Genomic DNA, 26,892 nt, shown 5'->3' on the forward strand with positions numbered 1-26,892 from the left:
CTTATCGAGAGTGTTGAGTATGAGCGACAGCCTGCAATTGATCCTTGAAGACGTAGACGGCACCCAGCTTGAGACGTCGTGCACCCGTTTTGCCGTGATGTGGCAGGGTCGGGAGGTCTGGATTCAGCAAGTCGGCAACAACCAGCTGATGATCGGTGTCGACGTGGAGGACGGCGACACTGAGTACGCCAATCTGCTGCTGCGTCCGCTGGCGACCAACTTGGTCAGCCTTGAGCTTGAGATGGAGCCGGTTGAGTCCGGCGAGGATGAGCACGTTCATGGTCCAGACTGTAACCACGACCACTGACGGCTCCGAAATGCCGACGCTGGGTCGGCTATTGGCGCTGACGGTTTCGGGTGAGGTGCCGGCGGAGAGCGTCCAGTTCACTGATGGCGGGGCCCGGCTGCAATGGCTGGGAGAGGGTGCCTTAGAGGTCACTCCGGCGCGCGGTCAGGATCTGGGGCTTGATCTGGTGCTATCGGCGGGCGTGCATGGCTGTGAAGTGATTCCGATTGAGCTACTGGATCTCTTGATACGGGCGATCGCGCGCAACGAGATTCGCCCCCGCGCGCGGCTGTTGTTGCTGTTCTGCAACCCGCCCGCGATGCGGCAGGGCGTGCGTCGTTTAGGTCAGGATCTGAATCGGCTTTTTTGTGGCAAGCACGCGGCGAGCGAACCTGGCGACGAGACGCGCCGCGCGGCGCAGCTGGAGGAGTGGGTTGCAGCGTTTTTCCAAGAGCCTGGCCGTCGGCGCTGGCATTACGACCTGCACTCGGCCATGCGTGCATCGGTGCTGCCGCAGTTCGCCGTCTGCCCTTGGGTAGACGGTCGCGAAGTCGCCCCGCAAAGCCTGACACGTCTTCAGCACGCTGCGGTCGATGCAGTGCTATTTCAGGAAAAGCCTTCCGGAACCTTCAGTGCTTACACGGCGACGCGACATGGAGCTGAGGCTTTTACGCTGGAAATGGCCGAAGCCCCAGAGGGCGTATGGCCTCAGTGTCTAGACGAATTCCTGCAGACCGCTCGGGGCTGGATCGAAGCGGTTGAACCGGTACGGGACGAGTCGCACCATCGGCCCTTGCTGAAGTTTCGGCTGGCGCGTGAAATCATCAAGCAGAGTGATCAGTTCGTTCTGCGGCTCCCTGCTGATATCCAGAACTTTGCCCCGCTGTCGCCCGGCACTCTGCTGGCGGAGGACGAGAAAGGTGTGCGCTGGCTGGCAGAGGAGCAGGATGCGAGGATCCTGTTTCCGTTATCGGATGTTGCGATCGGCGAACGTGCCGGGCTGATCGTCGTTCCACGTGACTGAGCTGCGATCTATTTGATCGCTTTACGGCACACCTGTCTCAACGCGAAGAAGATTTGGCTTTCGCTTCGATTCGGCGGGAGCCGCTCTGAAAGACCTACCGCCCCAAGGCGCGCCTTTTACACAGGGCTCGGGAGCGGTTCTGCTTTTTGATTAGTGTGGGGATGCTGGCTCGGGGCGCCGCTTTCGTTTTTGGCCAGCAAGACGGCCCGCTTTCGCTGGCGGGGCGAGCTTTCCATGCGAGCGGGTTTGGAGCAATTACCGCTCGCGTAGCAGAAGCCCGATCAGACGCCCGCTCGCGGATTGTCGAGCGAGTCGTTGCCGGTCACCGTCGCAGTGCCGGTGGCCGCCTGGGCATTGGTTTTCAGGCGCACGTCATCTGCCTCACTGCGCTCGAGCGGCATGCTTCGTGAATTGCCCTCGGCCATTCTGGCTTGTTCGTTCACCTCACTGAGCATGCGCTTGGCTTCGCACTGGCCGGAAACGCCTCGCGCCAATGCCATCCCGCCTACCGCCAGCTGCAGGACGCCACCCAAGCCGCCGCGCCCAAGGCCTTTACCAAGGAAGTACAGGCCGCCGATAATCGATGCTGCGCGCTCCCAGCCGTGCACGTTCTGTGAAGCCTGGTCAGATGTCCTGCTCATGGGTAATCACTCCGAAACGATGGTGTGATAGATGACCCCCGCGAGCGGGTCTCGTTCCGACCGCAAGTCGGCAAGGCCGCGCCGCCAGCAAGGAGCGGGCGGCAACTGTGCAGCACCGCTGCTAGCGGGTTGTCCTGTCAAAGACCTTGAGCACAAAGGCATATTCCAGCGCCACGTCCTTCAACGCCTGATAACGACCGCTCATGCCGCCGTGTCCGGCACCGAACTCGGTTTTCAGTAGCAGTAGGTTGTCGTCTGTCTTTTGGGCGCGCAGCTTGGCGACCCATTTGGCGGCTTCCCAGTACTGCACTCGGCTGTCGTTGTAGCCAGCGACCGCAAGGATTGCCGGGTAAGGCTGGCTGCGTACGTTCTCATAAGGCGCATAGGCCTTGATGCGCGCATGCACCTCGGGCTGATTCGGGTCGCCCCACTCGTCGTACTCGGTCACTGTCAAAGGCAAGTCGGCGTTGAGCATGGTGTTCAGGACGTCGACGAATGGCACTTCGGCGATCGCCGCACCGAAGAGGTCCGGCCTCAGATTGAGCACGGCGCCGATCAGCAGACCGCCGGCGCTCCCGCCGCTGACGGCGAGTCGAGCCGGTTCTGTGTAGCCGTCGGTTATCAGTCTCTCGGCACAGGCAATGAAATCGCTGAAGGTGTTCGGCTTGTGCTCCAGCTTGCCAGCCCGGTACCAGGCCTCGCCAAGGTCACCACCACCTCGGACATGGGCAATGGCGAAGATAAAGCCGCGATCTAGCAGTGACAGTCGGGCGTGGGAAAACCAGGGGTCCAGGCTGTGGCCGTAGGCGCCGTAGCCATAAAGATACAGGGGCGCGGGTTTGCCAAATTGCTCTCGACGACCGACCAGGCTGATCGGCACCTGAGTGCCATCGTCGGCTGTTGCCCAGATACGTCGGCTCTCATAGGCATCGGCATCGAAGGGGCCTTCGACCGGAGTCTCCTTGAGTACCTCCTGCTTACCGTCGGAGAGGTTCAGCTGGCGAATCTGAGCCGGGCGGTTCAGTGCTTCGTAGCGCAGCCGGATCACCGGACTATCGAATTCAAGCGTGTTGTGTACATGGAGGCTGTAGGCTGCATCCGGCAGTTGCAACCGGTAGGGCGCGCCGGTTGATGGGCGAACCTCGATGATAGGCAGTCCGGCCTCGCGCAGGCTCAGCGTGACCGCGCCGGCGTTCAGGCTGATATCTTCCAACATTACCGAGTCACTGTGGCCGATCAGCTCGTTCCAGTGCTCGCGCTGCGGCGTGCACTCCGGAGCCTGATACAGCGCGAAATTGATGCCTGCCTGGTTGCTGCGAATCAACCAGCTCCACTCGTCATCGAGAAGGCCATGGTCGGGGTAGTACTCGTGGTCGTCTTGGCGTGGTGCCAAGCAAACCCAGTTTCCTTCGGGTTCATTCGCTGACAGCACCCAGGCTTCGCTGGTGGTCTTGCTGTTGGAGAGGATAACCAGCTGGCGCTCTGAGCTGGCTCGGTAGCAATGCACGAAATAACGCCCGTCCGGATCGTGATAGACCTCGGTGCGATCGTTGTCGCCGAGCCGGTGACGGTAGATCTTGTGGGGGCGGTGGGTGTCGTCGAGTTCGCCGAAGAACAGGGTTTGGTTATCGTTGGCCCAGGTCATGCTGCCGTCGCAATCCTCGAAGGGCAGGGCGGTCACCTCGCCTGTGTGCAGGTCCTTGATGAACAGCTGATAGATCTCGTCGCCTTGCGTGTCGAGGCTGTAAGCCAGCTTGCTGTGGTCCTGGCTGACACTGAACGCGCCCAGCGACAGGAATCCTCCCGCCGCCAGCTCGTTGGGATCGAGCAAAAGCTGCTCGCTCGCTTCATCCACGGCGAATGAGCCATCCATTGGGCGCGCGCAGCGGTAGTGGCGCGGATATTCATCGCCAGCCGTGGTGCGCTGATAATAGAGCCAGGGTCCCCAAGGGGAGGGCAGCGAAAGGTCAGTCTCACGGATACGGCCTTTGATCTCGAGAAACAACGATTCACGCAGTTGGGCCTGGTCAGCCAGCTGTTCTTCCAGATAGGCGTTTTCCGCTTTCAGGTAATCGAGCACCTCGGGTGCGTCGCGGTTCTCCAGCCACTTGTATGGATCCTGGCCTGTTTCGACGCGGGCAATGGGGGCAGACATGCGTAACTCCTGGAGCGCGGCTACGCACTGGCGCAGCTGAACGAGATTTTGGGTGCAGGCGGTGAGTGTACAAGCAAGCCAGGCTGGTTGTGACGCTGGGCGGAAGAAGTGGTCCATCAGGGATGGCGGTTGGGATCAGCTGCATGAATGCCCGCCCATGCAATAAAAGCTGGGCCTGCTGGCCGCGCGAGGGCCTGGTCTTGGCTAGGCTTATTGGTCTTGGTCCGGGTGAAGCGTCTTCGCGGCTTGGCCTGTCGATTGACATTCCGGTGCTTTTCAAAGAAGGTGTGCTCACCCAAATCAAACGGGCGTATGAATCGAGCGTTTGCCACGCAAATGCCGTCAGCCCGGTTTATCGTGTCGGTGGGTGTCGTTTCACCGGTAACGGTGACGGTCTTCGGACCAATGACGTGCGACACGTAACGTTCAGCTTCCATACCGTGGAGATCAGTTGATGATTTACGAAGGTAAAGCCATCACGGTTAAGGCTCTTGAGAGCGGCATCGTCGAATTGAATTTCGACCTCAAGGGTGAGTCCGTCAACAAGTTCAATCGCCTCACCCTCAACGACCTTCGCCAGGCAGTCGACGCCATCAAGGCGGACGCTTCGGTCAAGGGCGTCATCGTTACCAGCGGCAAGGATGTTTTCATTGTCGGTGCGGACATCACCGAGTTCGTCGATAACTTCAAGATGTCCGATGAGGAGCTGGTCGCCGGTAACCTCGAAGCGAACAAGATCTTCAGCGATTTCGAAGACCTCGGTGTCCCGACCGTCGCTGCCATCAACGGCATCGCGTTGGGTGGTGGTTTCGAGATGTGCATGGCCGCTGACTACCGCGTCATGTCCACTGTTGCTAAGGTCGGCCTTCCAGAAGTGAAACTGGGCATCTACCCAGGCTTCGGCGGTACCGTTCGACTGCCGCGTCTGATCGGCGTGGACAACGCTGTTGAGTGGATTGCGTCCGGTAAGGAAAACCGTGCCGAAGATGCGCTCAAGGTTCGCGCCGTAGATGCCGTGGTTGCCCCCGAGCAGCTGCAGGCCGCCGCGTTGGATCTGATCAAGCGCGCCATCTCCGGCGAGTTGGACTACAAGGCCAAGCGTCAGCCGAAGCTGGACAAGCTCAAGCTCAACGCCATCGAGCAGATGATGGCTTTCGAAACCTCCAAGGGTTTCGTGGCCGGTCAGGCGGGCCCGAATTATCCGGCGCCGGTCGAAGCGATCAAGACCATTCAGAAAGCCGCCAATTTCGGCCGCGACAAGGCGATCGAAGTCGAGGCCGCTGGCTTCGTCAAACTGGCCAAGACCTCTGTTGCGCAGAGCCTGGTCGGTCTGTTCCTGAGCGATCAGGAGCTGAAGAAAAAGGCCAAGGCCTACGATAAGCAAGCCCGTGACGTGAAACTGGCTGCCGTGCTCGGCGCCGGCATCATGGGTGGTGGTATCGCCTATCAGTCGGCTGTCAAAGGCACACCGATCCTGATGAAGGATATCCGCGAAGAAGGCATCCAGATGGGGCTGAACGAGGCCTCCAAGCTGCTCGGCAAGCGCGTCGAAAAAGGTCGCCTGACTCCGGCGAAGATGGCCGAAGCCCTCAATGCCATTCGTCCCACCATGTCCTACGGCGACTTCGGTCACGTCGACATCGTCGTCGAAGCCGTTGTCGAAAATCCGAAGATCAAGCAGTCCGTGCTGGCTGAAGTCGAAGGCCTGGTGCGTGATGATGCGATCATCGCCTCTAACACCTCGACCATCTCCATCAGCCTGCTGGCCCAGGCGCTCAAGCGTCCGGAAAACTTCTGCGGCATGCACTTCTTCAACCCGGTGCACATGATGCCGCTGGTGGAAGTGATCCGTGGCGAGAAGACCAGCGAAACCGCGATCGCCACCACCGTTGCCTACGCCAAGAAAATGGGCAAGAGCCCGGTCGTGGTCAACGATTGCCCGGGCTTCCTGGTCAACCGTGTGCTGTTCCCGTACTTCGGCGGCTTCGCCCGTGCCATCGCTCACGGTGTGGATTTCGTTCGCGCTGACAAAGTGATGGAGAAGTTCGGCTGGCCCATGGGCCCGGCGTATCTGATGGACGTGGTCGGCATGGACACTGGCCACCACGGCCGTGACGTGATGGCTGAAGGCTTCCCGGATCGCATGAAGGACGACACCCGCACGGCTGTCGACGTCATGTATGACGCCAACCGCCTCGGCCAGAAGAACGGCAAAGGCTTCTACGTCTACGAGATGGATAAGAAGGGCAAGCCGAAGAAGGTAGTCGACCCGCAGTCCTACGAGCTGCTCAAGCCGGTGGTCAGCGAGACTCGCGAGCTGTCCGACGAGGACATCATCAACTACATGATGATCCCGCTGTGCCTGGAAACGGTCCGCTGCCTGGAAGACAACATCGTCGAAACCGCTGCCGAAGCTGATATGGGCTTGATCTACGGCATCGGTTTCCCTCCCTTCCGTGGTGGTGCACTGCGCTACATCGATTCGATCGGTGTCGCCGAGTTCGTGGCCTTGGCCGACAAGTACGCCGACCTGGGCCCGCTGTATCAGCCGACTGCGAAGCTGCGTGAAATGGCTGCCAACGGCCAGAGCTTCTACGGTTAATTGAGGAATAAAGAGATATGAGCCTTAATCCGAGAGACGTCGTCATTGTCGACTTCGGCCGTACCCCGATGGGTCGTTCCAAGGGCGGCATGCACCGCAATACCCGCGCCGAGACCATGTCTGCGCACCTGATCGATGGCTTGCTGGCACGCAACTCCAAGGTCGACCCGGCCGAAGTGGAAGATGTGATCTGGGGCTGCGTCAACCAGACCCTCGAGCAGGGCTGGAACGTGGCCCGCATGGCCTCGCTGCTGACTCGCATCCCGCACACCAGTGCCGCGCAAACCGTCAGCCGCCTGTGCGGCTCTTCCATGAGCGCATTGCACACCGCCGCTCAGGCGATCATGACCGGTAACGGTGATGTCTTCGTCGTGGGTGGTGTCGAGCACATGGGCCACGTCGGCATGATGCATGGTGTCGATCCGAACCCGCAACTGTCGCTGTATGCCGCCAAGGCGTCCGGCATGATGGGCCTGACTGCAGAAATGCTGGGCAAGATGCATGGCATCACCCGTGAGCAGCAGGATGCATTCGGCGAGCGCTCGCATCGTCTGGCCCACAAGGCCACCGTCGACGGCATGTTCAAGGATGAAATCATCCCGATGGAAGGCTACGACGAAAACGGTTTCCTCAAAGTCTTCGACTACGATGAAACCATTCGTCCCGAGACCACCCTCGAAAGCTTGGCGGCACTCAAGCCGGCCTTCAATCCCAAGGGCGGTACCGTGACTGCAGGTACGTCTTCGCAGATCACCGACGGTGCGTCCTGCATGATCGTCATGTCCGCTCAGCGCGCACAGGATCTGGGCATCCAGCCGATGGCCGTGATTCGCTCCATGGCCCTGGCAGGCGTGGATCCGGCAATCATGGGTTACGGCCCGGTGCCGGCGACTCAGAAGGCGCTCAAGCGTGCTGGTCTGACCATGGACGACATTGATTTCGTCGAGCTGAACGAAGCCTTCGCCGCTCAGGCGTTGCCTGTGCTGAAGGATCTCAAGCTGCTCGACAAGATGGAGCAGAAGGTCAACCTGCATGGCGGCGCCATCGCGCTGGGTCACCCGTTCGGTTGCTCGGGCGCTCGTATTTCGGGCACCCTGTTGAACGTGATGAAGCAGAACGGCGGTACGCTGGGCGTTTCCACAATGTGTATCGGCCTTGGCCAAGGCATCACCACAGTGTTCGAACGCGTCTAAGCTAGTTGGCGACACGAAAACCGGGGCCTCGTGCCCCGGTTTTCATTTTGATGAGCGATTTTTTTCAGAGGCAGCCGCGATGCACGTCACGCCAGGCCGTTACCGCCATTACAAAGGCCCCGAGTACCGCGTATATGCAGTGGCTCGGCACTCCGAAACGGAAGAGTCGCTAGTCTTCTACCAGGCGCTATACGGGGATTACGGCTTATGGGTGCGCCCGCTTTCGATGTTCACCGAGACGGTGGAGGTCGACGGTGAAACGCTTCCCCGTTTCGCCCTGATCGAAGCCGAGTCCAGCCGTTTTTAGGCGTCGCCCGGACGAGCTGGCTTAAGCCCTGCGCTTGACCTCGGCTCTATCGCCACTATATATAGCGGTGCTTTCGAACCGAGTGAAGACGACTCCCCTCGGTTTCGGACGATAAAACCCCTGCCAGGCAGTTAGGCTGCCAATGGATTTGGGTACGGATGATTTCTGGAGCAATTGATTGCTCTTCGCAGGCTGGCTAGGCTGCTTCGCTTCTTAACCGGCAGGCCGGGTGACGTTTCGACGTCGGGCTGCGGCCGGTTCAACACTCTCAGTTCACCTCTCGATTCAGGAACTCTCCTCTCCATGGGTAAATCGCTGGTCATCGTGGAATCACCGGCCAAGGCCAAGACAATCAACAAGTATTTGGGCAACCAATACGTGGTGAAGTCGAGTATCGGCCACATCCGCGACCTTCCCACCAGCGGCTCTGCCAACAAGGAGCCGGTCAAGCGCGGCAAGGCTGCAGCGGCCGAAGCCCCGGCGCTTTCGCCGAAGGAGAAAGCCAAGCGTCAGCTTTTTACCCGCATGGGCATCGATCCCGAGCACGGCTGGAAGGCGAAGTACGAAATCCTGCCTGGCAAAGAAAAGGTTATCGATGAGCTTCGTCGCCTGGCCAAGGAAGCCGACACCATCTATCTCGCGACCGACTTGGATAGAGAAGGGGAGGCCATCGCTTGGCACCTGCGCGAATCCATTGGCGGCGACGACAGCCGTTACAAGCGCGTGGTATTCAACGAGATCACCAAAAAGGCGATCCAGGAGGCCTTCTCCAAGCCGGGCGATCTGGACATTAACAGGGTCAATGCGCAACAGGCGCGGCGCTTTCTCGACCGGGTGGTGGGCTACATGGTTTCCCCGCTGCTCTGGGCAAAGATCGCTCGCGGACTCTCTGCTGGACGCGTGCAATCTGTTGCGGTGAAGCTGGTAGTCGAGCGGGAACGCGAGATCCGTGCGTTCGTGCCTGAAGAATATTGGGAAGTACACGCCGACCTCAACACGAGCGGCAATGCCAAGGTCCGCTTCGAGGTTGCTCGCGAAAATGGCGAAGCCTTCAAGCCGCTCAACGAAGCGCATGCAATGGCGGCGCTCGAGCAGCTCAAGGATTCCACTTACAGTGTCACCAAGCGTGAAGACAAACCGACCAGCAGCAAGCCGTCCGCGCCGTTTATCACATCGACCCTGCAGCAGGCCGCAAGTAACCGCCTAGGCTTCGGCGTGAAGAAAACCATGATGATGGCGCAGCGGCTCTACGAAGCCGGCTACATCACTTACATGCGTACCGACTCGACCAACCTGTCGGCTGATGCTCTGAGCATGGTTCGTGGCTTTATTGAAGACGAATTTGGCGACAAGTATCTCCCTGAGAAACCGAACTTCTATTCCAGCAAGGAAGGCGCTCAGGAAGCGCACGAGGCGATTCGTCCTTCGGACGTCAATTTGCGCCCGGCACAGCTGACCGGCATGGAACGGGACGCCGAGCGCCTCTATGACCTGATCTGGCGCCAGTTTGTCGCCTGCCAAATGCCGCCGGCTCAGTATCTTTCAACCAGCGTCACAGTGACCGCCGGAAATTACGAGTTGCGCGCGAAGGGTCGGATCCTCAAGTTCGACGGTTACACCAAGGTCATGCCGCAGCAGAGCAAGAGCGGTGAAGACGACGTCCTGCCGGACATGAATAAGGGCGACGGGATGAAGCTGATCAAGCTCGACCCGAGCCAGCACTTCACCAAGCCACCTGCGCGCTTCTCCGAAGCGAGCCTGGTCAAGGAGATGGAAAAGCGCGGAATTGGTCGGCCGTCGACCTATGCGGCGATCATCTCGACGATCCAGGATCGCGGCTATGTCTCTTTGCATAACCGCCGTTTCTATTCCGAGAAGATGGGCGACATCGTTACCGAGCGCCTCTCGGAAAGCTTCAACAACCTGATGGACTATGGTTTCACTGCCGGCATGGAAGAGAATCTCGACGATGTCGCACAGGGTGAGCGCGAGTGGAAACATGTACTCGACGAGTTCTACGGTGACTTCAAAAAGAAGCTGGAGGTCGCTGAGGCAAGCGAGAACGGGATGCGTGCCAACCAGCCCACGCTGACCGACATTCCGTGCAAGGTCTGCGGACGTCCGATGATGATTCGCACAGCCTCCACTGGGGTCTTTCTCGGTTGCTCCGGCTACAGCCTGCCGCCTAAAGAGCGCTGCAAGTCCACCGTCAACCTCATTCCGGGCGATGAGATTGCCGCTGATGACGAAGGGGAGTCCGAATCTCGCGTGCTGTTGGGCAAACATCGTTGCCCGATCTGCAGCACGGCGATGGATGCTTACCTGCTCGACGAAACCCATAAGCTGCATATCTGTGGCAACAACCCCGATTGCACGGGTTACGAGATCGAAGAGGGCCAGTACCGCATCAAGGGCTACGAGGGGCCGAGTCTGGAGTGCGACAAGTGCGGCAGTGAAATGCAGCTCAAGACGGGCCGTTTCGGCAAGTTCTTCGGTTGCACCAACGGCGAATGCAAGAACACGCGTAAGTTGCTCAGAAGCGGTGAGGCGGCTCCGCCGAAGATGGATGCGGTGAAGATGCCTGAGCTTAAATGTGAAAAGGTCGACGACACCTATGTACTGCGCGATGGCGCTTCCGGTTTGTTCCTGGCCGCCAGCCAGTTTCCGAAGAATCGCGAGACCCGGGCACCGTTAGTACTGGAGTTGATTCCTCACAAGGATGAGATCGACCCGAAGTATCACTTTCTGCTGAGTGCGCCTCAGAAGGATCCGGAAGGCCGCCCGGCTGTGATCCGCTTCAGCCGCAAGACCAAGGAGCAGTACGTGCAAACTGAGGTCAACGGCAAGCCGACTGGCTGGAAAGCCTTCTTCGATGGCAGCAAGTGGAAAGTAGAGGACAAAAGCACCGGTAAGTAACTGGCAGCCTCGGGTCGGAGCCAGGTTTGTCGCGGGCTTCGACCTGTAGCGTTTCAAGTCTTGGGAGAGCGTCGCCATGGCTCATGAGCTGTACACCCGTACCAACCAGAAAATTTACTTCGCCGGACTCGCACTCGAGAATTGGCGGCGGGCCGAGGAGAAAGGCGCGCTGAATGCGCCAGGCCTGATCCAGGCCGAGCGCGAGGCTAGTCTTTTTCATCTATATGGCGCGCTGCTGGGGCTATGTCACGAGATTGCTGGCTACTACCGCCTGCCTGGCGCTAGCGCACCGCGTCCAGAGCTATTGCTGATGCCATCAGTGCAGGGCTCGTCATCGAGCCCGGAGCTCGCCGAGCTGATTGAGTTGGCCGAGCATCCTGAAACCTGGCTGGCACAACTGCTGAAAGCGTACTCAGCACTCTTCGAGCCACCTCGTGCGCCTGCTAAGACCAAAACCGATCCAACCATGCCGTTGATCGAGGCGGTCAGTGTAGATGCGCAGGTCCCGGCGCTGGCGCGTGAAGAGCTGGAGGCTTGGCGGCGCAGGCTGAAGGAGCTGGCCTTACGCTTTCGCGAGTCGCTTACCGAGTGGTAAGCGAATAGACGTGCAACGTTGCTGTGTCTGGTAGTGGATCAAGTGCTTGGTTTAAGACGCATGACTAGCGCAATGCCTCCAAGAATCGCAAGGCCGGCGGCCAGCAGCTTCCCGGTCAAGGGCTCCCCTAGCAGCAGGCTCCCCGCCAAGGCGGTAAGAAGTGGCACGCTCAGTTGCACGCTGGCCGCCTGGATGGCCCCCAAGCCGGGGAGCGCTGCGTACCAGATGGCGTAACCGATGCCAGAGGCCAAACCGCCAGACAGCAGCGCATAGATCAATCCGGCGCTGTCCCACTCCAGCGTGTTCAACGCAAGCAGGCATAACAGGACGGCGATTGGCAGGGTGCGAATGAAATTGCCCGCAGTAGCGGCAAGTGAGTCCGGCGTTCCTTTACCCAGTAGCGAATAGGCCCCCCACGCCGCTCCTGCCAGCACCATCAGAAGTGATGCCGATAGCGGCGGTGTGTTTGTTCCTGGCAGCAGAAGCACAAGTAGCCCTGCTCCTGCCAGGAGCATCCCGGCTGTCTGCCCGCGATGCAAGCGTTCACCGTGCAGCATCCCCCAGGTGATCATGCTTAGCTGCACGGCTCCGAACAGCAGCAGCGCGCCGGCGCCAGCGTCAAGGTCGAGGTAGGCATAAGAGAACGAAGTCGCATAGGCGAAGAGCGCGAGGGCGCCCCGCCAGCTGCCTGAGCTTGAAGAAGACCTCCCTCGCAGACACAACAAAAGCCACAACACCAGTGCACCGGCAAATAGGCGTAGCGCAGTGAAGCTGGCCGGATCGATCTGGCTGTCCCGCAGAGCTGCGCGACAAAGCAGCGAATTGCCGGCGAAGGCGAGCATGGCCAGCGCGGTCAGTAGCAAGGTTCTTATGGTCATCCTGCGGTCCGGTCTCAATAGGCAGCCATCCTACTGTGCCGTCGCGTTAACGCGCATCTGCTTCCTGCCTGCGCGAGACTATGTAGCAGTTCAGCATCGTGTTTTGGCAGCTAAACCCAAAGGCTGCCGCCTGGGCGGTCGGCTGTTACAATGCGCGGTTTCAAGGGGAGCATGCCAATGCCAACGTCTTTTCTGGAAATCGTCGAGCTACCCGACGGCAGCATTGTGCTGCGTCGTGCCGAGGACGAAGGCGTGTTGGTCACGCTGGATTTTTCTGATGATGCCAAGGCGTTCCTGCAAGGTCAGCATGTTGAGGTCGCTAAGGCCATGTTCAACATTGGCGTGCAGATGGCGGGGCGCGTATCGGAGGGTGATTTCGAGCGGGAGGAAGAAGGGCCGCGCGTGTTGCATTGAGGGGTAAAGACGCCTGGTCGCCTTTGCGGCTCCTGGCGGGTTTCGGCACATCCTTATGCCAACCGGTTGGGGCGTATTAGCTACCCAGACGTATGTTCAAGCTCTGTGCATTGCCCTGGGCTGCCGCCACGCGCAGCTTCAGGCGGCCCGCCTTGTCGATGCGTGGGAACCAGGTAATGACCGTGTGGCTGCAGCCTGATACCAACGCCTTGCATGCCAGCTCAAGCGCAGTCTGGCTATCGCGGGCCTGGAGCAACAGAATGCGGTCACGATTCAGTCCGGTTTCTCGCAGCCAACTCTGTGAAAGCGATACAGGCGGTGCGATCAACGTGAGCCAGCGAGTATCCGCTGCCTCACTGAGCTCGCGCAGCATGGGAGCCAGCAACTGGCGGCAGTGATCCCCGCTACCGGTCAGGGTCATTTCACTCAGGCAGTCGTCGGCGGGCTGTGGGGCGTGCGTTATCTCTGCGAACGGTGTCAGGCGATGCGCGATCAGCCCTTCGAACAAGGAAAGCTGCGGTGGTTTGCTTGCGGTGGGTTGGGGATGGTACTGCATGAACCTCTCCTTAGCGGCGTATTACGCCGACGCTCAAACCTTCGATAACCAACTCTTGCTGTTCAAGATCAACTTCAATAGGCGCAAACTCGGCGTTTTCGGCAAGCAGCCAGACCTTGCTGCCTTCACGTTTAAAACGTTTAACAGTTACTTCGTCATCGATTCGGGCCACGACTATCTGTCCATTCCGTGCTTCACGCGTGGTATGGACCGCTAGCAGATCCCCATCAAATATGCCGATATCCTTCATGCTCATACCGTTGACGCGCAGTAGGTAATCAGCCTTCGGCTGGAAAAATGAAGGATTGATCTGGCAAGATTCTTCAACATGTTGCTGCGCCAGAATTGGCGCACCGGCAGCAACCCGGCCGATTACCGGAAGGCCGTTGTCCTCGGTAGCCGGTTCGAAGCCTGGAATACGTATCCCGCGAGAGGCGCCGGGCGTCATTTCGATGGCGCCTTTGCGAGCCAAAGCCTTGAGGTGCTCCTCTGCGGCGTTGGGAGATTTGAAACCCAGCTCCTGAGCGATCTCGGCACGTGTCGGCGGGTAGCCGTTGTCTTCAAGGCAGCGCTTGATGAAGGCGAGAATTTCCGACTGGCGAGGGGTCAGCTTGATCATCAAAAGGGTCTCTGTTCTTTTATACAGTGACTGGGATTATATACAGTACCGAATGCTTGGCAATCGTTGTTTGATTGGGCGACAGGTAGGCTGTACGCGCAGTAAAGGGGCGCCGAAGCATTTCGGCGCTATGTCGGTTGACTTGGTGTAGGTTGAAACGTAAGTTTCAAACAGATGTTTGTCGGGGGAGAGGGCATGGCGCAGTCCGAAACAGTCGAGCGTATCCTGGATGCGGCGGAGCAGCTATTCGCTGAGAAGGGGTTCGCCGAGACGTCGCTGCGTCTGATCACCAGCAAAGCCGGCGTCAACCTGGCCGCAGTGAACTATCACTTCGGTTCGAAAAAGGCACTTATTCAGGCAGTTTTCTCGCGTTTTCTAGGGCCCTTCTGCATCAGCCTCGAGCGGGAGCTGGATAGGCGCGAAGCGCAGTCTGACAGGAAGGAAAGCCTCGAAGAGTTACTGGAGATCCTGGTCGAGCAAGCGCTGGCAGTGACGCCGCGTAGCGGCGATGACCTGTCCATCTTCATGCGTCTGCTGGGGCTTTCCTTCAGTCAGAGCCAGGGGCATCTACGTCGCTATCTCGAGGACATGTACGGCAAGGTGTTTCGCCGTTACATGCATCGAGTACACGAGGCCGCGCCGTCGATCCCGCCGATCGAATTGTTCTGGCGTGTGCATTTCATGCTGGGCGCTGCGGCTTTCAGTATGTCGGGTATCAAAGCGTTAAGGGCTATCGCCGAGAACGATTTCGGCGCAAGAACCTCGATTGAGCAGGTCATGCGCATGATGGTCCCGTTTCTTGCGGCGGGTATGCGGGCCGACTCGGGTGTCGCAGATCCAGGCCTGGCGCAGGCCCATCCAATTGCCCGACGCAACGCCTTGGCAATGCCAGCCAAGGGCTAGGGTGCATCCTCACGGGGCGATCGGCTAAGCTAGCCGCCCATGAATGACCTCGATTTCCTCCATATCTCGATCGCTGACCAGACGCTCTACGGGTTTGCCGATTCCTGCCTGTGCCTCCGTTTCCCGGTTTCAACCGCGCGTAATGGTGCTGGTGAACGCAATGGCTCCGGTTGTACGCCGCGAGGCCTCCATCAGGTGCGCGTGCGCATTGGTGAGGGCTTGCCTCCGGGAGCCGTTTTGCGCGGACGGCGTTGGACCGGGGAGGTATGGGATGCCGATCTGCATGAACGGTTTCCTGGCCGTGACTGGATCCTGACCCGGATCCTCTGGCTCAGCGGTTGCGAGCCGGGGTACAACCGGATGGGTCCAGTCGATACTTTTCGCCGCTACATCTATCTGCATGGCACGCCGGATTCGGAGCCTATGGGAATACCGCTCTCCCACGGCTGCATCAGGTTACGCAATGCCGACCTGCTCGAACTTTTTCCCCGTGTGCCCGCTGGCTGTGCCGTGTATATCGGCGAAGCTGCATGCCCGGATTGGTCAAGCGCAACGCTGATATAAGGATTCGCTCACTAACATGCATGGCTCTTTGATGTTGGATATTGCCGGTACTTGGCTGACCGCCGAGGACCGACAATTGCTACGCCAACCGGAAGTAGGCGGGCTTATTTTATTTGCCCGGAATATCGAAAACCTGCTTCAGGTCCAGGAGCTTTGCCGAGCGATTCGAGCGGTGCGGCCTGATCTGCTGCTGACGGTCGACCAGGAAGGGGGGCGCGTCCAGCGGCTGAGGCGTGACTTCGTCCGGTTACCGGCGATGCGCGAATTCGCCTCCCGTCCCAATGCGCAGGAGCTGGCAGAAATTTGCGGGTGGGTGATGGCGACTGAAGTGCTCGCAGTCGGTCTCGATTTCAGTTTCGCGCCAGTGCTGGATCTCGATTACCAGCGCAGCGCTGTGGTTGGTTCGCGTGCATTCGAGGGTGATCCACAACGGGCCAGCGAGCTGGCCGGCGCTTTCATCAGGGGCATGCACAGCGCCGGAATGGCGGCCACTGGCAAGCACTTCCCGGGTCACGGCTGGGCCGAAGCGGATTCTCATGTCGCAATACCGGTCGATGAGCGCGGGCTGGATGAACTGCGCGGCCAGGATCTCGTTCCTTTCCGCAAGCTGGCCGCCGAGCTTGATGCCGTGATGCCCGCCCATGTTATCTACCCGCAAATAGATGACAGGCCCGCTGGTTTTTCTCGGCGTTGGCTGCAGGATGTCCTTCGCGATGAGTTGGGATTCCGCGGCTTGATTTTCAGTGATGACCTATCGATGGCTGGTGCGCATGTCGTCGGTGATGCGGCGAGCCGCATCGAGGCGGCGCTGATGGCGGGTTGCGATATGGGGCTGGTGTGTAACGATCGCGGGGCTGCTGAGCTTGCATTGTCGGCGTTGCAGCGGCTCGGGGCGCAGCCATCGCCGGCTTTGGGCAGAATGCGCAACCGGGCTTGCGGCTCTCTGGAATACAAACAGGATCCACGCTGGCGCGCATCCGTCGCTGCACTCAAAGCCGCCGAACTGATCGCTTGACCAAGGAAACACAGATGACAGTCCATGCCATTATCGGCGGCACGGGGCTTACCGAGCTGCCTGGGCTGACCCTGCTTGAGGCGATACCCATGCAAACGCCCTACGGTCCGCCGTCGGCCGACATCTTGCGTGGAGAGTACGCCGGTCGCGAGATGCTGTTTCTCGCTCGGCATGGTCACCCGCACCGGGTTTCGCCACATCAGGTCAACTATCGCGCCAATCTATGGGCGCTAAAGCGTGCCGGCGCGCAGGCCGTTATCGCAGTGAATGCGGTCGGAGGCATCCACTCGGCCATGGGGGCCGGTCACCTCTGCGTGCCGCATCAGTTGATCGACTACACCTACGGCCGCGAGCACACGTTCTTCGAAGGAGACATCGAGCATGTCACCCATGTCGACTTCAGCTATCCCTATGACGAGTCCTTGCGCCAGCGCCTGATCGCCGGTCTGGCTGCTGAACGTTACCTGTTCAGCAGTCATGGCGTGTATGGCTGTACTCAGGGGCCGCGGCTGGAGACGGTCGCTGAAATCGCCAGGATGGAGCGCGATGGTTGCGACATCGTCGGGATGACCGGTATGCCCGAGGCGGTGCTTGCGCGTGAACTGGAGCTGCCCTACGCCTGTCTGGCGCTGGTGGTCAATCCGGCTGCGGGCAAAAGCAGTGGGATCATCACTATGGCGGAAATCGAGGCTGCGCTGGCTGAAGGGATCGTGAAGGTACGTGCGGTGCTGGCTCGCGCGCTGGCTAGTTGATTGCAGTCCCGCCAGCTGGTGCCGTGGCTAGCCAGTGGCATGCTGGCAGTAACGGCGGTAACGGCGTTGACGGCTTCGCCAGGCGTCGTCAGTGTGGTCGCAAAGACGTAGCACGTCGCTGCTAGTTTCGCCAAACAACCCGTTGCGGGCGATCCGCTGCTTGCTACACTTGGCCGTCCTTTGGAGTACCGGAATGCTTTGCCACGCACCCATAAGAAGAATATCCAGAACGGTGATGTTGTTGAGTCTGCTGGCCGGCCTTGCAGGCTGTTCCACCTGGTTCAGCAGTGATTTCCGGGATCCCCGCGTCCAACTTAAAAACGTCGAAATCATCAAAGCCAGGCTGCTCGAACAGGAGTTCATGCTGCGCTTTCGCATCGACAATCCCAACGAGCAGAGCCTGCCGGTTCGCGGTTTGGTGTATACCGTCCACCTCAACGACATCGAGCTGGCAAGCGGAGAGTCCAGCGGCTGGACAACCGTTCCAGGAAACGGCTTCGAGTATTACGAGGTGCCGATACATACCAATCTCTGGCGGCACATGAAGTACATTGTGCGTCTGTTGGAAAAGCCGGATCGCCCGATTGCCTATCGTCTGGATGGTGAGTTGAAAACCGGTCTAATGCTCGGACGGCGCGTGCACATCTCAACCAATGGCGAGATAATCCCCGGCAACTTTATCCCGGAGTAGCAGTACCGATGAACCACGAAACACACGTGCACGGTCCCGATTGCAATCATGATCATGATCACGCACACCAGGACCACGGGCATGTACACGGCCCGCATTGCAACCACAGCCACGATCCGGTGCGTAATCCGCTGAAGGATGTCGGTCGGAACGATCCCTGCCCATGCGGCAGCCAGAAAAAATTCAAGAAGTGCCACGGAGCCTGATCCGCGCATGACACCCTTCGCCATAGTGTTGCTCATAGCTGCCCTGCTGCTGATCGCGGCCCTGGCGGGATACGCCCTGCATCTATGGCGCAGGGTATGGCGAAGAGAGCAACAGCTAGCGGAGATGCAGGCGCAGCAGCACGCAGCGCTTGCCGCAGACCTACGCGTGCTCGCGAGCAGCCTGCTCGAAGAACAGGTCCCTCTGATCGAAGGTGCTATCCGGATCAAGGTGCTGCTGGATAACTTCGATTCCGCGCTGGGTCAGGACCCGCGCTGTCAGGTTTTTCAGGTGCTCTTCGAGGAGACCTCGCAAGTCCCTACTCATGACGCCTGGAAAGCGCTGGATCGTTCTGAGCGTCGCCATCATGAGGCACGCTTCAGTGCGCTCGAACTGCAGCACAAGGCCGAGGCGCGCCGCTCCGCCCGCTGGCTGCTTGATGAAGCACTGCCAAAGAATCACCAAGCCGCCTGAGCGCGACGGCAGACCACATCCTTTTTCATATCTCTACTGCCCTGCCCGCAAGGAGCCGTTGATGCCACTGCGCCTGCCGTTTTTTCTGGTTCGCCTGACGTTGGGCGCCGTATTTGTGGGCGGAGCCCTTAGCGGCTGCCAGGCCTATCTGGACAGTCGCTACAGCGACAGTCTGCCGCCTGCCCAGGGCGTCCAGGCGATTACGGGGCTGGACAAGAGCGTAAGCATCCGTCGCAACACGCTGGGTATGCCGCTGATTGAAACGGCGAACTTTCATGATGCGCTGTTCGGGTTGGGTTACGTACATGCCACTGACCGGCTGAGTCAGATGGTCAGCATGCGGCTCATGGCCCAAGGGCGCTTGGCTGAAATGGCCGGGCCTGGAGTGCTTGAGGTCGACCGCTTCATGCGTGCGGTAAACCTTCGGCAAAGCGCTGCGGTGCTGTATCGGGAAAGCTCGCCGCGGATGAAGCGCTTCTTCGAGGTGTATGCCAGAGGCGTTAACGCCTACCTGTTCCGTCATCGCGACAAGTTGCCGATGGACCTTGCCGTCACAGGCTATACGCCTGAGTACTGGAAGGCTGAAGATTCGGCACTGGTGTTCTGTCTGTTGAACTTCGGCCTGGCGGTCAATCTTCAGGAAGAAATCGCATCGCTGGTCATGGCGCAGAAAGTCGGTGCGGACAACGTCGCCTGGCTGCTGCCCACCTACCCAGACGAGGCGTTGCCATTTGAGGAGGCCGACAAGCTCAAAGGCTTGAAGCTTACCGGCGATATTGCTGGGCTTGCTGAGCTTGAGAGCGCTGCCGCTCAAGTTGCCTCGCTCAACATGCTGGGGGTCGCCGCTTCGAACAATTGGGCCATTTCCGGCAGCAATACGCGCAGTGGCAAGCCGATCCTGGCCAATGACACGCACTTGCCGCTGTCCATGCCGTCGTACTGGAACTTCGTGCAGATTCGCTCGCCGAAGTTTCAGGCTGCAGGCGTGACGATTGCTGGCGTGCCTGCTGTGGTCGCCGGGTTCAACGGCAAGCTGGGCTGGGGCATGACCATGGTCATGGGCGATACCCAGGACCTCTTTCTCGAGCAGGTACGGCGCGAGGGCACCCGCTTGCTGTATCTGGCCGATGGCAAGTGGGTGCCGGCTCGCGAGCGAAATGAGACCTTCTTTATCAAGGGCGCGCGCCCTGTCCGAGAAACGATCTACGAGACACGCAACGGGCCGTTGCTCAATAGCGTTCTAGGGGAGCGCAAACACCCCTTGCAGCCGCTGCAGTTGAGCAGTGGTTACGGGCTGGCTCTGAAGACCAACCAGTTCGAGGCTGATCAGACGCTGGATGCATTTTTCGACCTGACCCGTGCGAAATCCGTCGACCAGGCGTTCGAGGCGACCCGCGACATCCGTGCTGTGGCACTGAACATCGTGTTTGCCGACCAGCAAAGTACCGGCTGGCAGGTCACCGGACGCTATCCGAACCGGCGCGAGGGGTTGGGCCTGCTTCCGTCGCCCGGTTGGGAAGGGCGTTATGACTGGGACGGTTACGCCGATCCCATGCTTCACCCCTATGATCAGGATCCGATACAAGGCTGGCTAGGGACCGCCAATCATCGCACCGTGCCTAAGGGCTATGGCATGCAGCTGTCCAATTCCTGGTACTACCCGGAGCGTGCCGAGCGTATTGCCGAGCTGCTTGGTCGGGGCAAGCAGGACACCCGCAGTGTGATCGCAATGCAGTATGACCAGACGACAACCTTTGCGGCGAAGCTGCAGACCATGCTGCAGGCGCCGGGAATGGCGGAGCCGCTGAAAGCCGCCATCGATACGCTTGCCGAGCCTGAGCGGCGCCGGGCACGTGAAGCGCTTTCGACCCTTCTGCGCTTCGATGGCAAGCTCGCTGCTGGCTCTGCGGACGCAGCGCTGTATGAAACCTTCCTGATGGAGGCGGCACGCCAGACCTTTCTCGACGAGCTGGGGCCGGAGGGTAGCGCCGCCTGGAAGGCGCTGGTCGAGACCGCAAACGCCTCCTATTCGGCACAGGCCGATCATCTGCTCGGCCGCGACGACAGCCCGTTCTGGGACGATATCGGTACGTCCCAACAGGAAGACAAGCCGGCCATTCTGGCGCGCTCACTTGCCGCTTCGGTCAGTCGTATGGAAACTGCCCTGGGTGCTGATCGAAGTGCCTGGCAGTGGGGGCAGCTGCATACCTACACCTGGAAGAGCGGCACTACTCAACTGGCGCCTTACATGTCGCCCAGCCAGCGTGCCGGCATCAATGCGATCAACGGCTATCTGGATCGGGGGCCGGTAGCGGCTGGTGGCGATCACAGCACGCTGAACGTGTCGGCCTACCGCTGGGGCGACAATTTCGATACCTGGCTGATTCCGGCAATGCGGATCATTGTCGACTTCGGTCGTGATGAGCCGATGATCGGGCTAAATAGCACCGGTCAGTCGGGCAACCCGGCCAGCCCCCACTACGCAGACGGCATCGAGGCCTGGTTGAAAGGCGGCTACATGAGCTTCCCATTTAAATCGGAGAATCTCGACAAGGTCTACGGCACCCAGCGATTGCTGCTCACGCCGGCGCCTAAATAGCCCACTGATCGATGGACGAAGCAGTACTGGTGCTGTTTCGGGTCAGCTGTTCTTGCGCCAGTCGAAATCCATCTGTCGGGCGGTGGCTTCGGCCAGTTCGCGGCCAGCGATACGCTCGACCAAGTGCAGGCTCATGTCGATACCGGCCGAAATACCTGCCGAGGTTACGTAGCGGCCGGTATCAACCCAGCGGCAGCCTTCGACCACTTTGAGCAGCGGGAACATCGCTTTCAGTTCGCTGATGTCTTCCCAGTGCGTGGTCACCTTATGCGCGTAAAGCACGTTGGCTTTCGCCAGCAGGAAGGCGCCGGTGCACACCGAGGCGGTGAGTCCGGCCTGCGCGGCGGTTTTCTCGATCCACCGAACCACCTCTGGGTTCTCCAGTTCGTTAGTGACCACTCCGCCCGGGACGATCAGCAAGTCGATGGTGGGGTGGTTGGCAAAGTTGTAGTTGGGTTGGACGACCAGGCCCGCCCTGGCGCGCACGAGCCCCTTGCGCGCAGCGATGGTTGACGTCGAGAAGGGCGGTGGCTGACCGTCGCGCAGCGCCAGCCGCGTCGCGGTGGTGAATACCTCGTAAGGTCCCGTAAAATCGAGCACCTCGACGTCGGGGTAAACGTAGATACCGACGAATGTGGGCATGACGGGCACCTGTCGTATGCGCTGAGCTTAAGAGGCGATTATTCGAGCCGGTATGCAGGATATTCCTGAATGGTCTTGCGAAGGTCTAGGTCAGCCTAGCTGGCTGCTCGTGTCACTTCCAATACCGTGATGGTTGATGGCTCTGGGTAGTGCCATCGGACCTCGACATCCCAGAGCCGGGTGCCGTAGCGGCGTTCCGGTGCTGGCGTCTGATAGGCCGGTCGTGGGTCCTGTGCCAGGCACTGTTCGATCAAGGCTTGCAGCGGCTCGCCCAGCCGCGCCGCTTCGCAGTGCGCCTGTTGCAGGCTGGCCTCGGTCCAGCGCACTGCAATGAGGTTGGGTGCGTCCTCGGCCAAGCCGTTATGGGCATCCGTCACCACGTCGGCATAGGGGACATAAGGCTTGATGTCCAGCACCGGTGTCCCATCGAGCAGATCGATTCCCGACAGATGAAGACGGCCTGGCTCGATCCGGTCCAGTTTCACCACCGACTGCCCGATGCCGTTCGGCCGGTGCGTCGCCCGTGTCGCGAATACGCCAACCATTCGGTTGCCACCTAGACGTGGTGGCCGTACTCGCAGACGGGGTTCGGCCTCCAAAGCTTGATGAAAAAGAAACAGCAGCCAGACATGGCTCACCTGTTCCAGTCCCTCCAGAGCATGAACCTGATCGAACGGTGCGACCAGTTCCAGTACGCCTCGAGCGGCGGGTGCCAGTTGCGGCTGGCGTGGAATGGCGAACTTTTCCTTGAAACAGGAGCGGACGAAGCCGATGGGAGAAACGGAGTAGGACATGGTGATTAGCCAGGCGCGGAGGGGCGCCATCTTACCCGTTGCGGTGGCGGATCGCGCCTACGCGCAAGGCTGGCGCAGCACTCTGCAATAGCTTCAGAGCCCGACCGGTGCGTACGCATGAGCCCCTTTGCGTCAGCTCGCTATCTGCGGCCCCATGCAGAGTTTCGATAATTCGTGTAGGGTAACCGCCCTTTTTTCGAACATAGGCTACGTTTGTTTTACGGCTGTACGCTTCACTCTTTTCCAGTGCCGCGCTCGCCAGCGCTTTACGGCAGTTTTTGGCGCGTCGCCCCTGACGCAGCCCCGCATACAGGCAGCAGCAGTGCAGCCGCTTTGGCAGTCGCAAAACGTGGCAGCCGCATTTCGTCGCGTCGCGATGTCCTAAAAGCCAGAACAAGTTCAGGAGATAGAACTGATGAACGAGGCTGAGCTCTCACCCAGTCACACTGACCCAACCCGAGATCGCATCAATCCGGTCGTTTTCTACAGTTCGGCGGTTGCCATCGTACTGTTTGCGATCTGGACGATGTTTTTCACGGAGCCATCCCTGACGGTCATCAATACCGTCCTAGGCTGGATTTCAAACACCTTTGGCTGGTTCTACTTTCTAGCCGTACTGGTGTACCTACTGTTCGTGATTGTCATTGCAACCACGCGCTACGGCAAAATCAGGCTAGGCCCTGATCATTCGAAACCGGAATTCAATGTCGTTACCTGGGCGGCGATGCTGTTCTCCGCCGGTATCGGCATCGACTTGCTGTTTTTCTGTATCGCTGAGCCAATCACGCAGTATCTGGAACCGCCGGTAGGCGTAGGCGGCACCGCGCAGGCGGCGCGGCATGCCATGGAGCTGACGTTCCTGCACTGGGGGCTGTCTGGCTGGGGTGTCTACACCCTGGTGGGCATGTCGCTGGCTTACTTCAGCTTTCGCCAAGGGCTTCCTCTTTCGATCCGCTCGTCGCTGTACCCGATTTTCGGCAAGGCCATCTACGGCCCCATCGGGCATACCGTGGACACGGCCGCGGTGCTAGGCACCGTGTTCGGAATCGCCACAAGCCTCGGCATTGGCATCATTCAGCTCAATTTCGGCCTCAACTACATTTTCGGCGTACCTGAAAGCACGCTGACCCAGTCGGTGTTGGTCGTGTTGATCGTCGTGTTCTCCGCGATATCGGCGGCGACCGGGGTGGAGCGGGGCATCCGTCGGCTCTCCGAGTTCAACATGCTTCTCGCAGTGTTGCTGCTGCTATTCGTGTTGTTCGCCGGCAAGACCACCTTTTTGCTGAACGCGTTGGTGATGAACATTGGCGACTACCTCTCCAATTTCATCAGCCTGTCGTTCGATACCTACGCTTATGGCCAGCCCACCGATTGGCTGAATGCCTGGACGGTATTTTTCTGGGCCTGGTGGATTGCATGGGGGCCTTTCGTCGGGCTGTTCCTGGCGCGTATCTCGCGGGGGCGCACCATCCGTGAGTTCGTGATTGGTACGTTGCTGTTGCCGCTGGCTTTCATGATGGCGTGGATGTCGATCATGGGTAACAGCGCCATCGACATGGTCATGAACGGTGCCGTTGAGTTCGGCGCGCAGGCGGTGAGTAATCCGGGATCTTCGATCTACCTGTTCCTGCAGAGCCTGCCCTGGGCCGGCCTGACGACTGCCGTGGCGACCATCCTTGCCATTGTGTTCTTCGTGACATCTGGTGATTCGGGCTCGCTGGTGCTGTCCAATTTCACCTCGATTCTCAAGGACGCCAATAGCGATGCGCCGGTCTGGATGCGCATACTCTGGGCCGCGATCATCGGCGTGCTGACCCTGGCCTTGCTGATTGCCGGCGGGCTGAGTGCGCTGCAGGGCACCGTGGTCATCATGGGGCTGCCGTTCTCCATTGTGCTTCTGTTCATGATGGTGGGTCTGTTCAAGGCGCTGCACGTCGAAGGCGTGATGGCAGACAGTTATCAGAAGAGCCTCTCGGGACAGCTGTCAGGCCGTGCGACGCTTGAGCATGCCCACATGAACTGGAGTCAGCGGCTGTCCCGGGCGATGAGTTTCCCGAGCCTGTCGCAGATTCGCCGCTACCTGAAAGAGACATGCCGGCCAGCGATGGAGGAGATCCAGAAAGCGCTCGGCGAGAAAGGCGTGCCGGTGGAAATTATCGAAGGCGAGGCTGGCAACGAGCACCTGATTCTCAACGTGAATCTTGGCAGCGAAATGGACTTCACCTACCAGATCTGGCCTGTTCGCAGCTCGATGCCGTCTTTCGCGGTGCGCACATCCAGCAGCAGTGCGCACTATTACCGGCTTGAAGTGCACCTGCGACAGGGGAGCCTTGGTTACGACCTGATGGGCTACTCGAAGCGCCAGCTGATCGAAGACATCCTCGATCACTACGAGCACCACATGCAGTTCCTGCACCTGCAGCGCGAGAAAGGCAGCCTGGCGGACGGCTCGTCCGAACCCGGTACCGCAAGCGCCACCTGACTGCGACCACGACGGACCTACAGGTTCGTCGTGGCACCTGAAACGTGGCAGTGACCTATCCGGTCGTTGCCACCTGGACATTCGAAGAGGTAAATCATGGCCCGTTATCCACGGCAACAACTCTATATCGATGGCGCTTACGTCGAGGCCAGCGGTGGAGACGTCTTCGAGAGCGTCAACCCGGCCAACGGCGAGGTTCTCGCCGAAGTGGCGCAGGCCTCGCGGACCGATCTTGAGCGTGCGGTGGTCAGCGCTGAGACAGGTCAGAAGATCTGGGCAGCACTGACCGGCATGGAGCGCTCGCGTGTGCTGCGCAAAGCGGTCGACATCCTGCGTGAGCGCAACGATGAGTTGGCGCTGCTGGAAACCCTCGATACCGGCAAACCGCTGATGGAGACCCGTAGCGTCGATATTGTCACCGGTGCTGATGTGCTCGAGTACTACGCAGGCCTGGCGCCGGCCATCGAAGGCGAGCAGATTCCACTGCGCGACACCAGCTTCGTCTATACCCGCCGTGAGCCGTTGGGTGTAGTGGCCGGAATCGGCGCCTGGAACTATCCGATCCAGATCGCATTGTGGAAAGCCGCACCCGCTCTGGCTGCCGGCAACGCGATGATCTTCAAACCGAGCGAAGTGACCTCGCTGAGCGCGCTCAAGCTGGCAGAGATCTTCACCGAAGCCGGCTTGCCGGCGGGCGTGTTCAACGTGCTGACCGGCACCGGGGCGGAGATCGGTGCGTTGCTCACTGAGCATCCGCGCATCGCCAAGGTGTCCTTTACCGGCGGCGTGGCGACGGGCAAGAAAGTCATGGCCAGTGCGGCCAGCTCATCGCTCAAGGACGTCACCATGGAACTGGGCGGCAAGTCGCCGTTAATCGTCTGTGACGATGCCGACCTGGACCGCGCCGCCGACATCGCTGTCATGGCCAACTTCTTTAGCTCCGGTCAGGTCTGCACTAACGGCACCCGCGTATTCGCGCCGCGCGCCTTGTTGAGCGAGTTCGAAGCGAAGCTGCTCGAGCGGGTCAAACGCATCCGCATGGGCGATCCGCAAGACGAGCAGACCACCTTCGGCCCCATGGTCAGCTTCGCCCACATGCAGAACGTGCTCGGTTATATCGCCAAAGGCAAGGCGCAGGGCGCGCGCCTGCTCTGCGGCGGTGAGCGCGCCACTAATGGCGAGTTCGGCCGTGGCGCCTACATCGAGCCGACCATCTTCAGCGACTGCACCGACGACATGATCATCGCCCGTGAAGAGATCTTCGGCCCGGTGCTCAGTCTGCTGGCCTACGACGATGAAGACGAGGCAGTGCGTCGCGCCAACGACAGTGACTACGGTCTGGCTGCTGGTGTTGTCACCCGTGATCTGGCGCGCGCCCACCGCATCATTCATCAGATGGAAGCCGGAATTTGCTGGATCAACACCTGGGGTGAATCCGCCGCGCAGATGCCCGTCGGCGGCTACAAGCAGTCCGGGATTGGCCGCGAAAATGGTATCTCGTCGCTGGCGCATTACACGCGGTTGAAGTCCGTACAGGTAGAGCTGGGCGAGTTCGCGTCGGTTTTCTAAGCGAGCAGGCTGAGACG

At 59.9% G+C, this 26,892-nt stretch carries 26 protein-coding genes; 19 read left to right on the forward strand and 7 right to left on the reverse strand.

Going from position 1 to position 26,892, the window contains the following annotated elements:
- Window positions 1-19: 19 nt before the first annotated feature.
- On the forward strand, window positions 20-307 hold the full coding sequence (locus tag C1896_08385) for a topoisomerase II (GenBank protein ID AZZ44921.1): 288 nt from the start codon (window positions 20-22) through the stop codon (window positions 305-307).
- A 10-nt stretch (window positions 308-317) separates the two neighbouring features.
- On the forward strand, window positions 318-1,310 hold the full coding sequence (locus C1896_08390; GenBank protein ID AZZ47582.1) for a succinylglutamate desuccinylase: 993 nt from the start codon (window positions 318-320) through the stop codon (window positions 1,308-1,310).
- Between the two features lie 281 nt (window positions 1,311-1,591).
- On the opposite strand, the gene C1896_08395 is transcribed toward C1896_08390, so the two are convergent.
- Window positions 1,592-1,951, reverse strand: a complete 360-nt coding sequence (locus tag C1896_08395; GenBank protein AZZ44922.1) for a DUF2892 domain-containing protein — start codon at window positions 1,949-1,951, stop codon at window positions 1,592-1,594.
- A gap of 121 nt (window positions 1,952-2,072) precedes the next feature.
- On the reverse strand, window positions 2,073-4,106 hold the full coding sequence (locus C1896_08400; protein ID AZZ44923.1) for a peptidase S9: 2,034 nt from the start codon (window positions 4,104-4,106) through the stop codon (window positions 2,073-2,075).
- A 122-nt stretch (window positions 4,107-4,228) separates the two neighbouring features.
- Here C1896_08400 and C1896_08405 point away from each other — a divergent pair, with 122 nt between their 5' ends.
- The 6 genes from C1896_08405 (at window position 4,229) to C1896_08430 (ending at window position 11,719) form a co-directional block, all read left to right on the forward strand.
- Window positions 4,229-4,561 carry a hypothetical protein gene (locus C1896_08405; GenBank protein ID AZZ44924.1) on the forward strand — a complete coding sequence of 111 codons (333 nt, stop codon included), beginning with the start codon at window positions 4,229-4,231 and terminating at the stop codon, window positions 4,559-4,561.
- A complete protein-coding gene (gene fadB, locus C1896_08410) occupies window positions 4,561-6,708 on the forward strand; it encodes a fatty acid oxidation complex subunit alpha FadB (GenBank protein AZZ44925.1) in 2,148 nt (715 codons plus the stop codon). Before C1896_08405 ends, fadB begins: the two co-directional genes overlap by 1 nt.
- 17 nt (window positions 6,709-6,725) lie before the next feature.
- Window positions 6,726-7,901, forward strand: a complete 1,176-nt coding sequence (gene fadA / locus C1896_08415; protein AZZ44926.1) for an acetyl-CoA C-acyltransferase FadA — start codon at window positions 6,726-6,728, stop codon at window positions 7,899-7,901.
- A 79-nt stretch (window positions 7,902-7,980) separates the two neighbouring features.
- On the forward strand, window positions 7,981-8,208 hold the full coding sequence (locus C1896_08420; GenBank protein ID AZZ44927.1) for a DUF1653 domain-containing protein: 228 nt from the start codon (window positions 7,981-7,983) through the stop codon (window positions 8,206-8,208).
- Between the two features lie 303 nt (window positions 8,209-8,511).
- Complete coding sequence (topA, locus tag C1896_08425) at window positions 8,512-11,124, forward strand: type I DNA topoisomerase (GenBank protein AZZ44928.1); 2,613 nt, start codon at window positions 8,512-8,514, stop codon at window positions 11,122-11,124.
- A gap of 76 nt (window positions 11,125-11,200) precedes the next feature.
- Window positions 11,201-11,719 carry a PasA protein gene (locus tag C1896_08430; protein AZZ44929.1) on the forward strand — a complete coding sequence of 173 codons (519 nt, stop codon included), beginning with the start codon at window positions 11,201-11,203 and terminating at the stop codon, window positions 11,717-11,719.
- A 38-nt stretch (window positions 11,720-11,757) separates the two neighbouring features.
- Here the strand turns inward: C1896_08430 and C1896_08435 are convergent, their stop codons facing one another.
- Window positions 11,758-12,597, reverse strand: a complete 840-nt coding sequence (locus C1896_08435) for an EamA family transporter (GenBank protein AZZ44930.1) — start codon at window positions 12,595-12,597, stop codon at window positions 11,758-11,760.
- A 177-nt stretch (window positions 12,598-12,774) separates the two neighbouring features.
- Between C1896_08435 and C1896_08440 the strand changes: the two genes are divergently transcribed.
- Complete coding sequence (locus C1896_08440) at window positions 12,775-13,011, forward strand: hypothetical protein (GenBank protein AZZ44931.1); 237 nt, start codon at window positions 12,775-12,777, stop codon at window positions 13,009-13,011.
- A gap of 76 nt (window positions 13,012-13,087) precedes the next feature.
- Here C1896_08440 and C1896_08445 read toward each other — a convergent pair whose 3' ends face one another.
- Window positions 13,088-13,567, reverse strand: coding sequence for a cell division protein (locus C1896_08445; protein AZZ44932.1), 480 nt, complete (start codon window positions 13,565-13,567; stop codon window positions 13,088-13,090).
- Window positions 13,568-13,577: 10 nt separating this feature from the next.
- Window positions 13,578-14,186, reverse strand: coding sequence for a repressor LexA (locus tag C1896_08450; protein ID AZZ44933.1), 609 nt, complete (start codon window positions 14,184-14,186; stop codon window positions 13,578-13,580).
- Window positions 14,187-14,381: 195 nt separating this feature from the next.
- On the opposite strand from C1896_08450, the gene C1896_08455 reads away from it, so the two are divergent.
- From C1896_08455 to C1896_08490, 8 genes are all read left to right on the forward strand, one after another.
- Window positions 14,382-15,089, forward strand: a complete 708-nt coding sequence (locus C1896_08455; protein ID AZZ44934.1) for a TetR/AcrR family transcriptional regulator — start codon at window positions 14,382-14,384, stop codon at window positions 15,087-15,089.
- Between the two features lie 39 nt (window positions 15,090-15,128).
- Window positions 15,129-15,653, forward strand: coding sequence for a hypothetical protein (locus tag C1896_08460; protein ID AZZ44935.1), 525 nt, complete (start codon window positions 15,129-15,131; stop codon window positions 15,651-15,653).
- A 16-nt stretch (window positions 15,654-15,669) separates the two neighbouring features.
- Window positions 15,670-16,668 (forward strand): beta-N-acetylhexosaminidase, encoded by a 999-nt coding sequence (locus tag C1896_08465; GenBank protein AZZ44936.1) that lies wholly within the window; start codon window positions 15,670-15,672, stop codon window positions 16,666-16,668.
- Between the two features lie 14 nt (window positions 16,669-16,682).
- Complete coding sequence (locus C1896_08470; protein ID AZZ44937.1) at window positions 16,683-17,420, forward strand: 5'-methylthioadenosine phosphorylase; 738 nt, start codon at window positions 16,683-16,685, stop codon at window positions 17,418-17,420.
- 235 nt (window positions 17,421-17,655) lie between these two features.
- Complete coding sequence (locus C1896_08475; protein AZZ44938.1) at window positions 17,656-18,111, forward strand: hypothetical protein; 456 nt, start codon at window positions 17,656-17,658, stop codon at window positions 18,109-18,111.
- An 8-nt stretch (window positions 18,112-18,119) separates the two neighbouring features.
- Complete coding sequence (locus tag C1896_08480) at window positions 18,120-18,317, forward strand: zinc chelation protein SecC (GenBank protein AZZ44939.1); 198 nt, start codon at window positions 18,120-18,122, stop codon at window positions 18,315-18,317.
- A 7-nt stretch (window positions 18,318-18,324) separates the two neighbouring features.
- Window positions 18,325-18,789 carry a DUF2489 domain-containing protein gene (locus C1896_08485; protein AZZ44940.1) on the forward strand — a complete coding sequence of 155 codons (465 nt, stop codon included), beginning with the start codon at window positions 18,325-18,327 and terminating at the stop codon, window positions 18,787-18,789.
- A gap of 61 nt (window positions 18,790-18,850) precedes the next feature.
- On the forward strand, window positions 18,851-21,388 hold the full coding sequence (locus C1896_08490; protein ID AZZ44941.1) for a penicillin acylase family protein: 2,538 nt from the start codon (window positions 18,851-18,853) through the stop codon (window positions 21,386-21,388).
- Between the two features lie 42 nt (window positions 21,389-21,430).
- On the opposite strand, the gene C1896_08495 is transcribed toward C1896_08490, so the two are convergent.
- Both C1896_08495 and tsaA read right to left on the reverse strand, forming a co-directional pair.
- Entirely contained in the window at window positions 21,431-22,030 is a 600-nt protein-coding gene (locus tag C1896_08495) for a DJ-1/PfpI family protein (GenBank protein ID AZZ44942.1), read from the reverse strand.
- Between the two features lie 95 nt (window positions 22,031-22,125).
- On the reverse strand, window positions 22,126-22,824 hold the full coding sequence (gene tsaA / locus C1896_08500; protein AZZ44943.1) for a tRNA (N6-threonylcarbamoyladenosine(37)-N6)-methyltransferase TrmO: 699 nt from the start codon (window positions 22,822-22,824) through the stop codon (window positions 22,126-22,128).
- Window positions 22,825-23,239: 415 nt separating this feature from the next.
- Here tsaA and C1896_08505 point away from each other — a divergent pair, with 415 nt between their 5' ends.
- Both C1896_08505 and C1896_08510 read left to right on the forward strand, forming a co-directional pair.
- Window positions 23,240-25,306: a high-affinity choline transporter BetT gene (locus C1896_08505; GenBank protein AZZ44944.1), complete on the forward strand. Its 2,067-nt coding sequence runs from the start codon at window positions 23,240-23,242 to the stop codon at window positions 25,304-25,306.
- Between the two features lie 96 nt (window positions 25,307-25,402).
- A complete protein-coding gene (locus C1896_08510) occupies window positions 25,403-26,875 on the forward strand; it encodes a betaine-aldehyde dehydrogenase (protein AZZ44945.1) in 1,473 nt (490 codons plus the stop codon).
- Window positions 26,876-26,892 lie beyond the last annotated feature (17 nt).

The sequence above is a fragment of the Pseudomonadaceae bacterium SI-3 genome, from assembly GCA_004010935.1.
Taxonomy (GTDB): domain Bacteria; phylum Pseudomonadota; class Gammaproteobacteria; order Pseudomonadales; family Pseudomonadaceae; genus Stutzerimonas.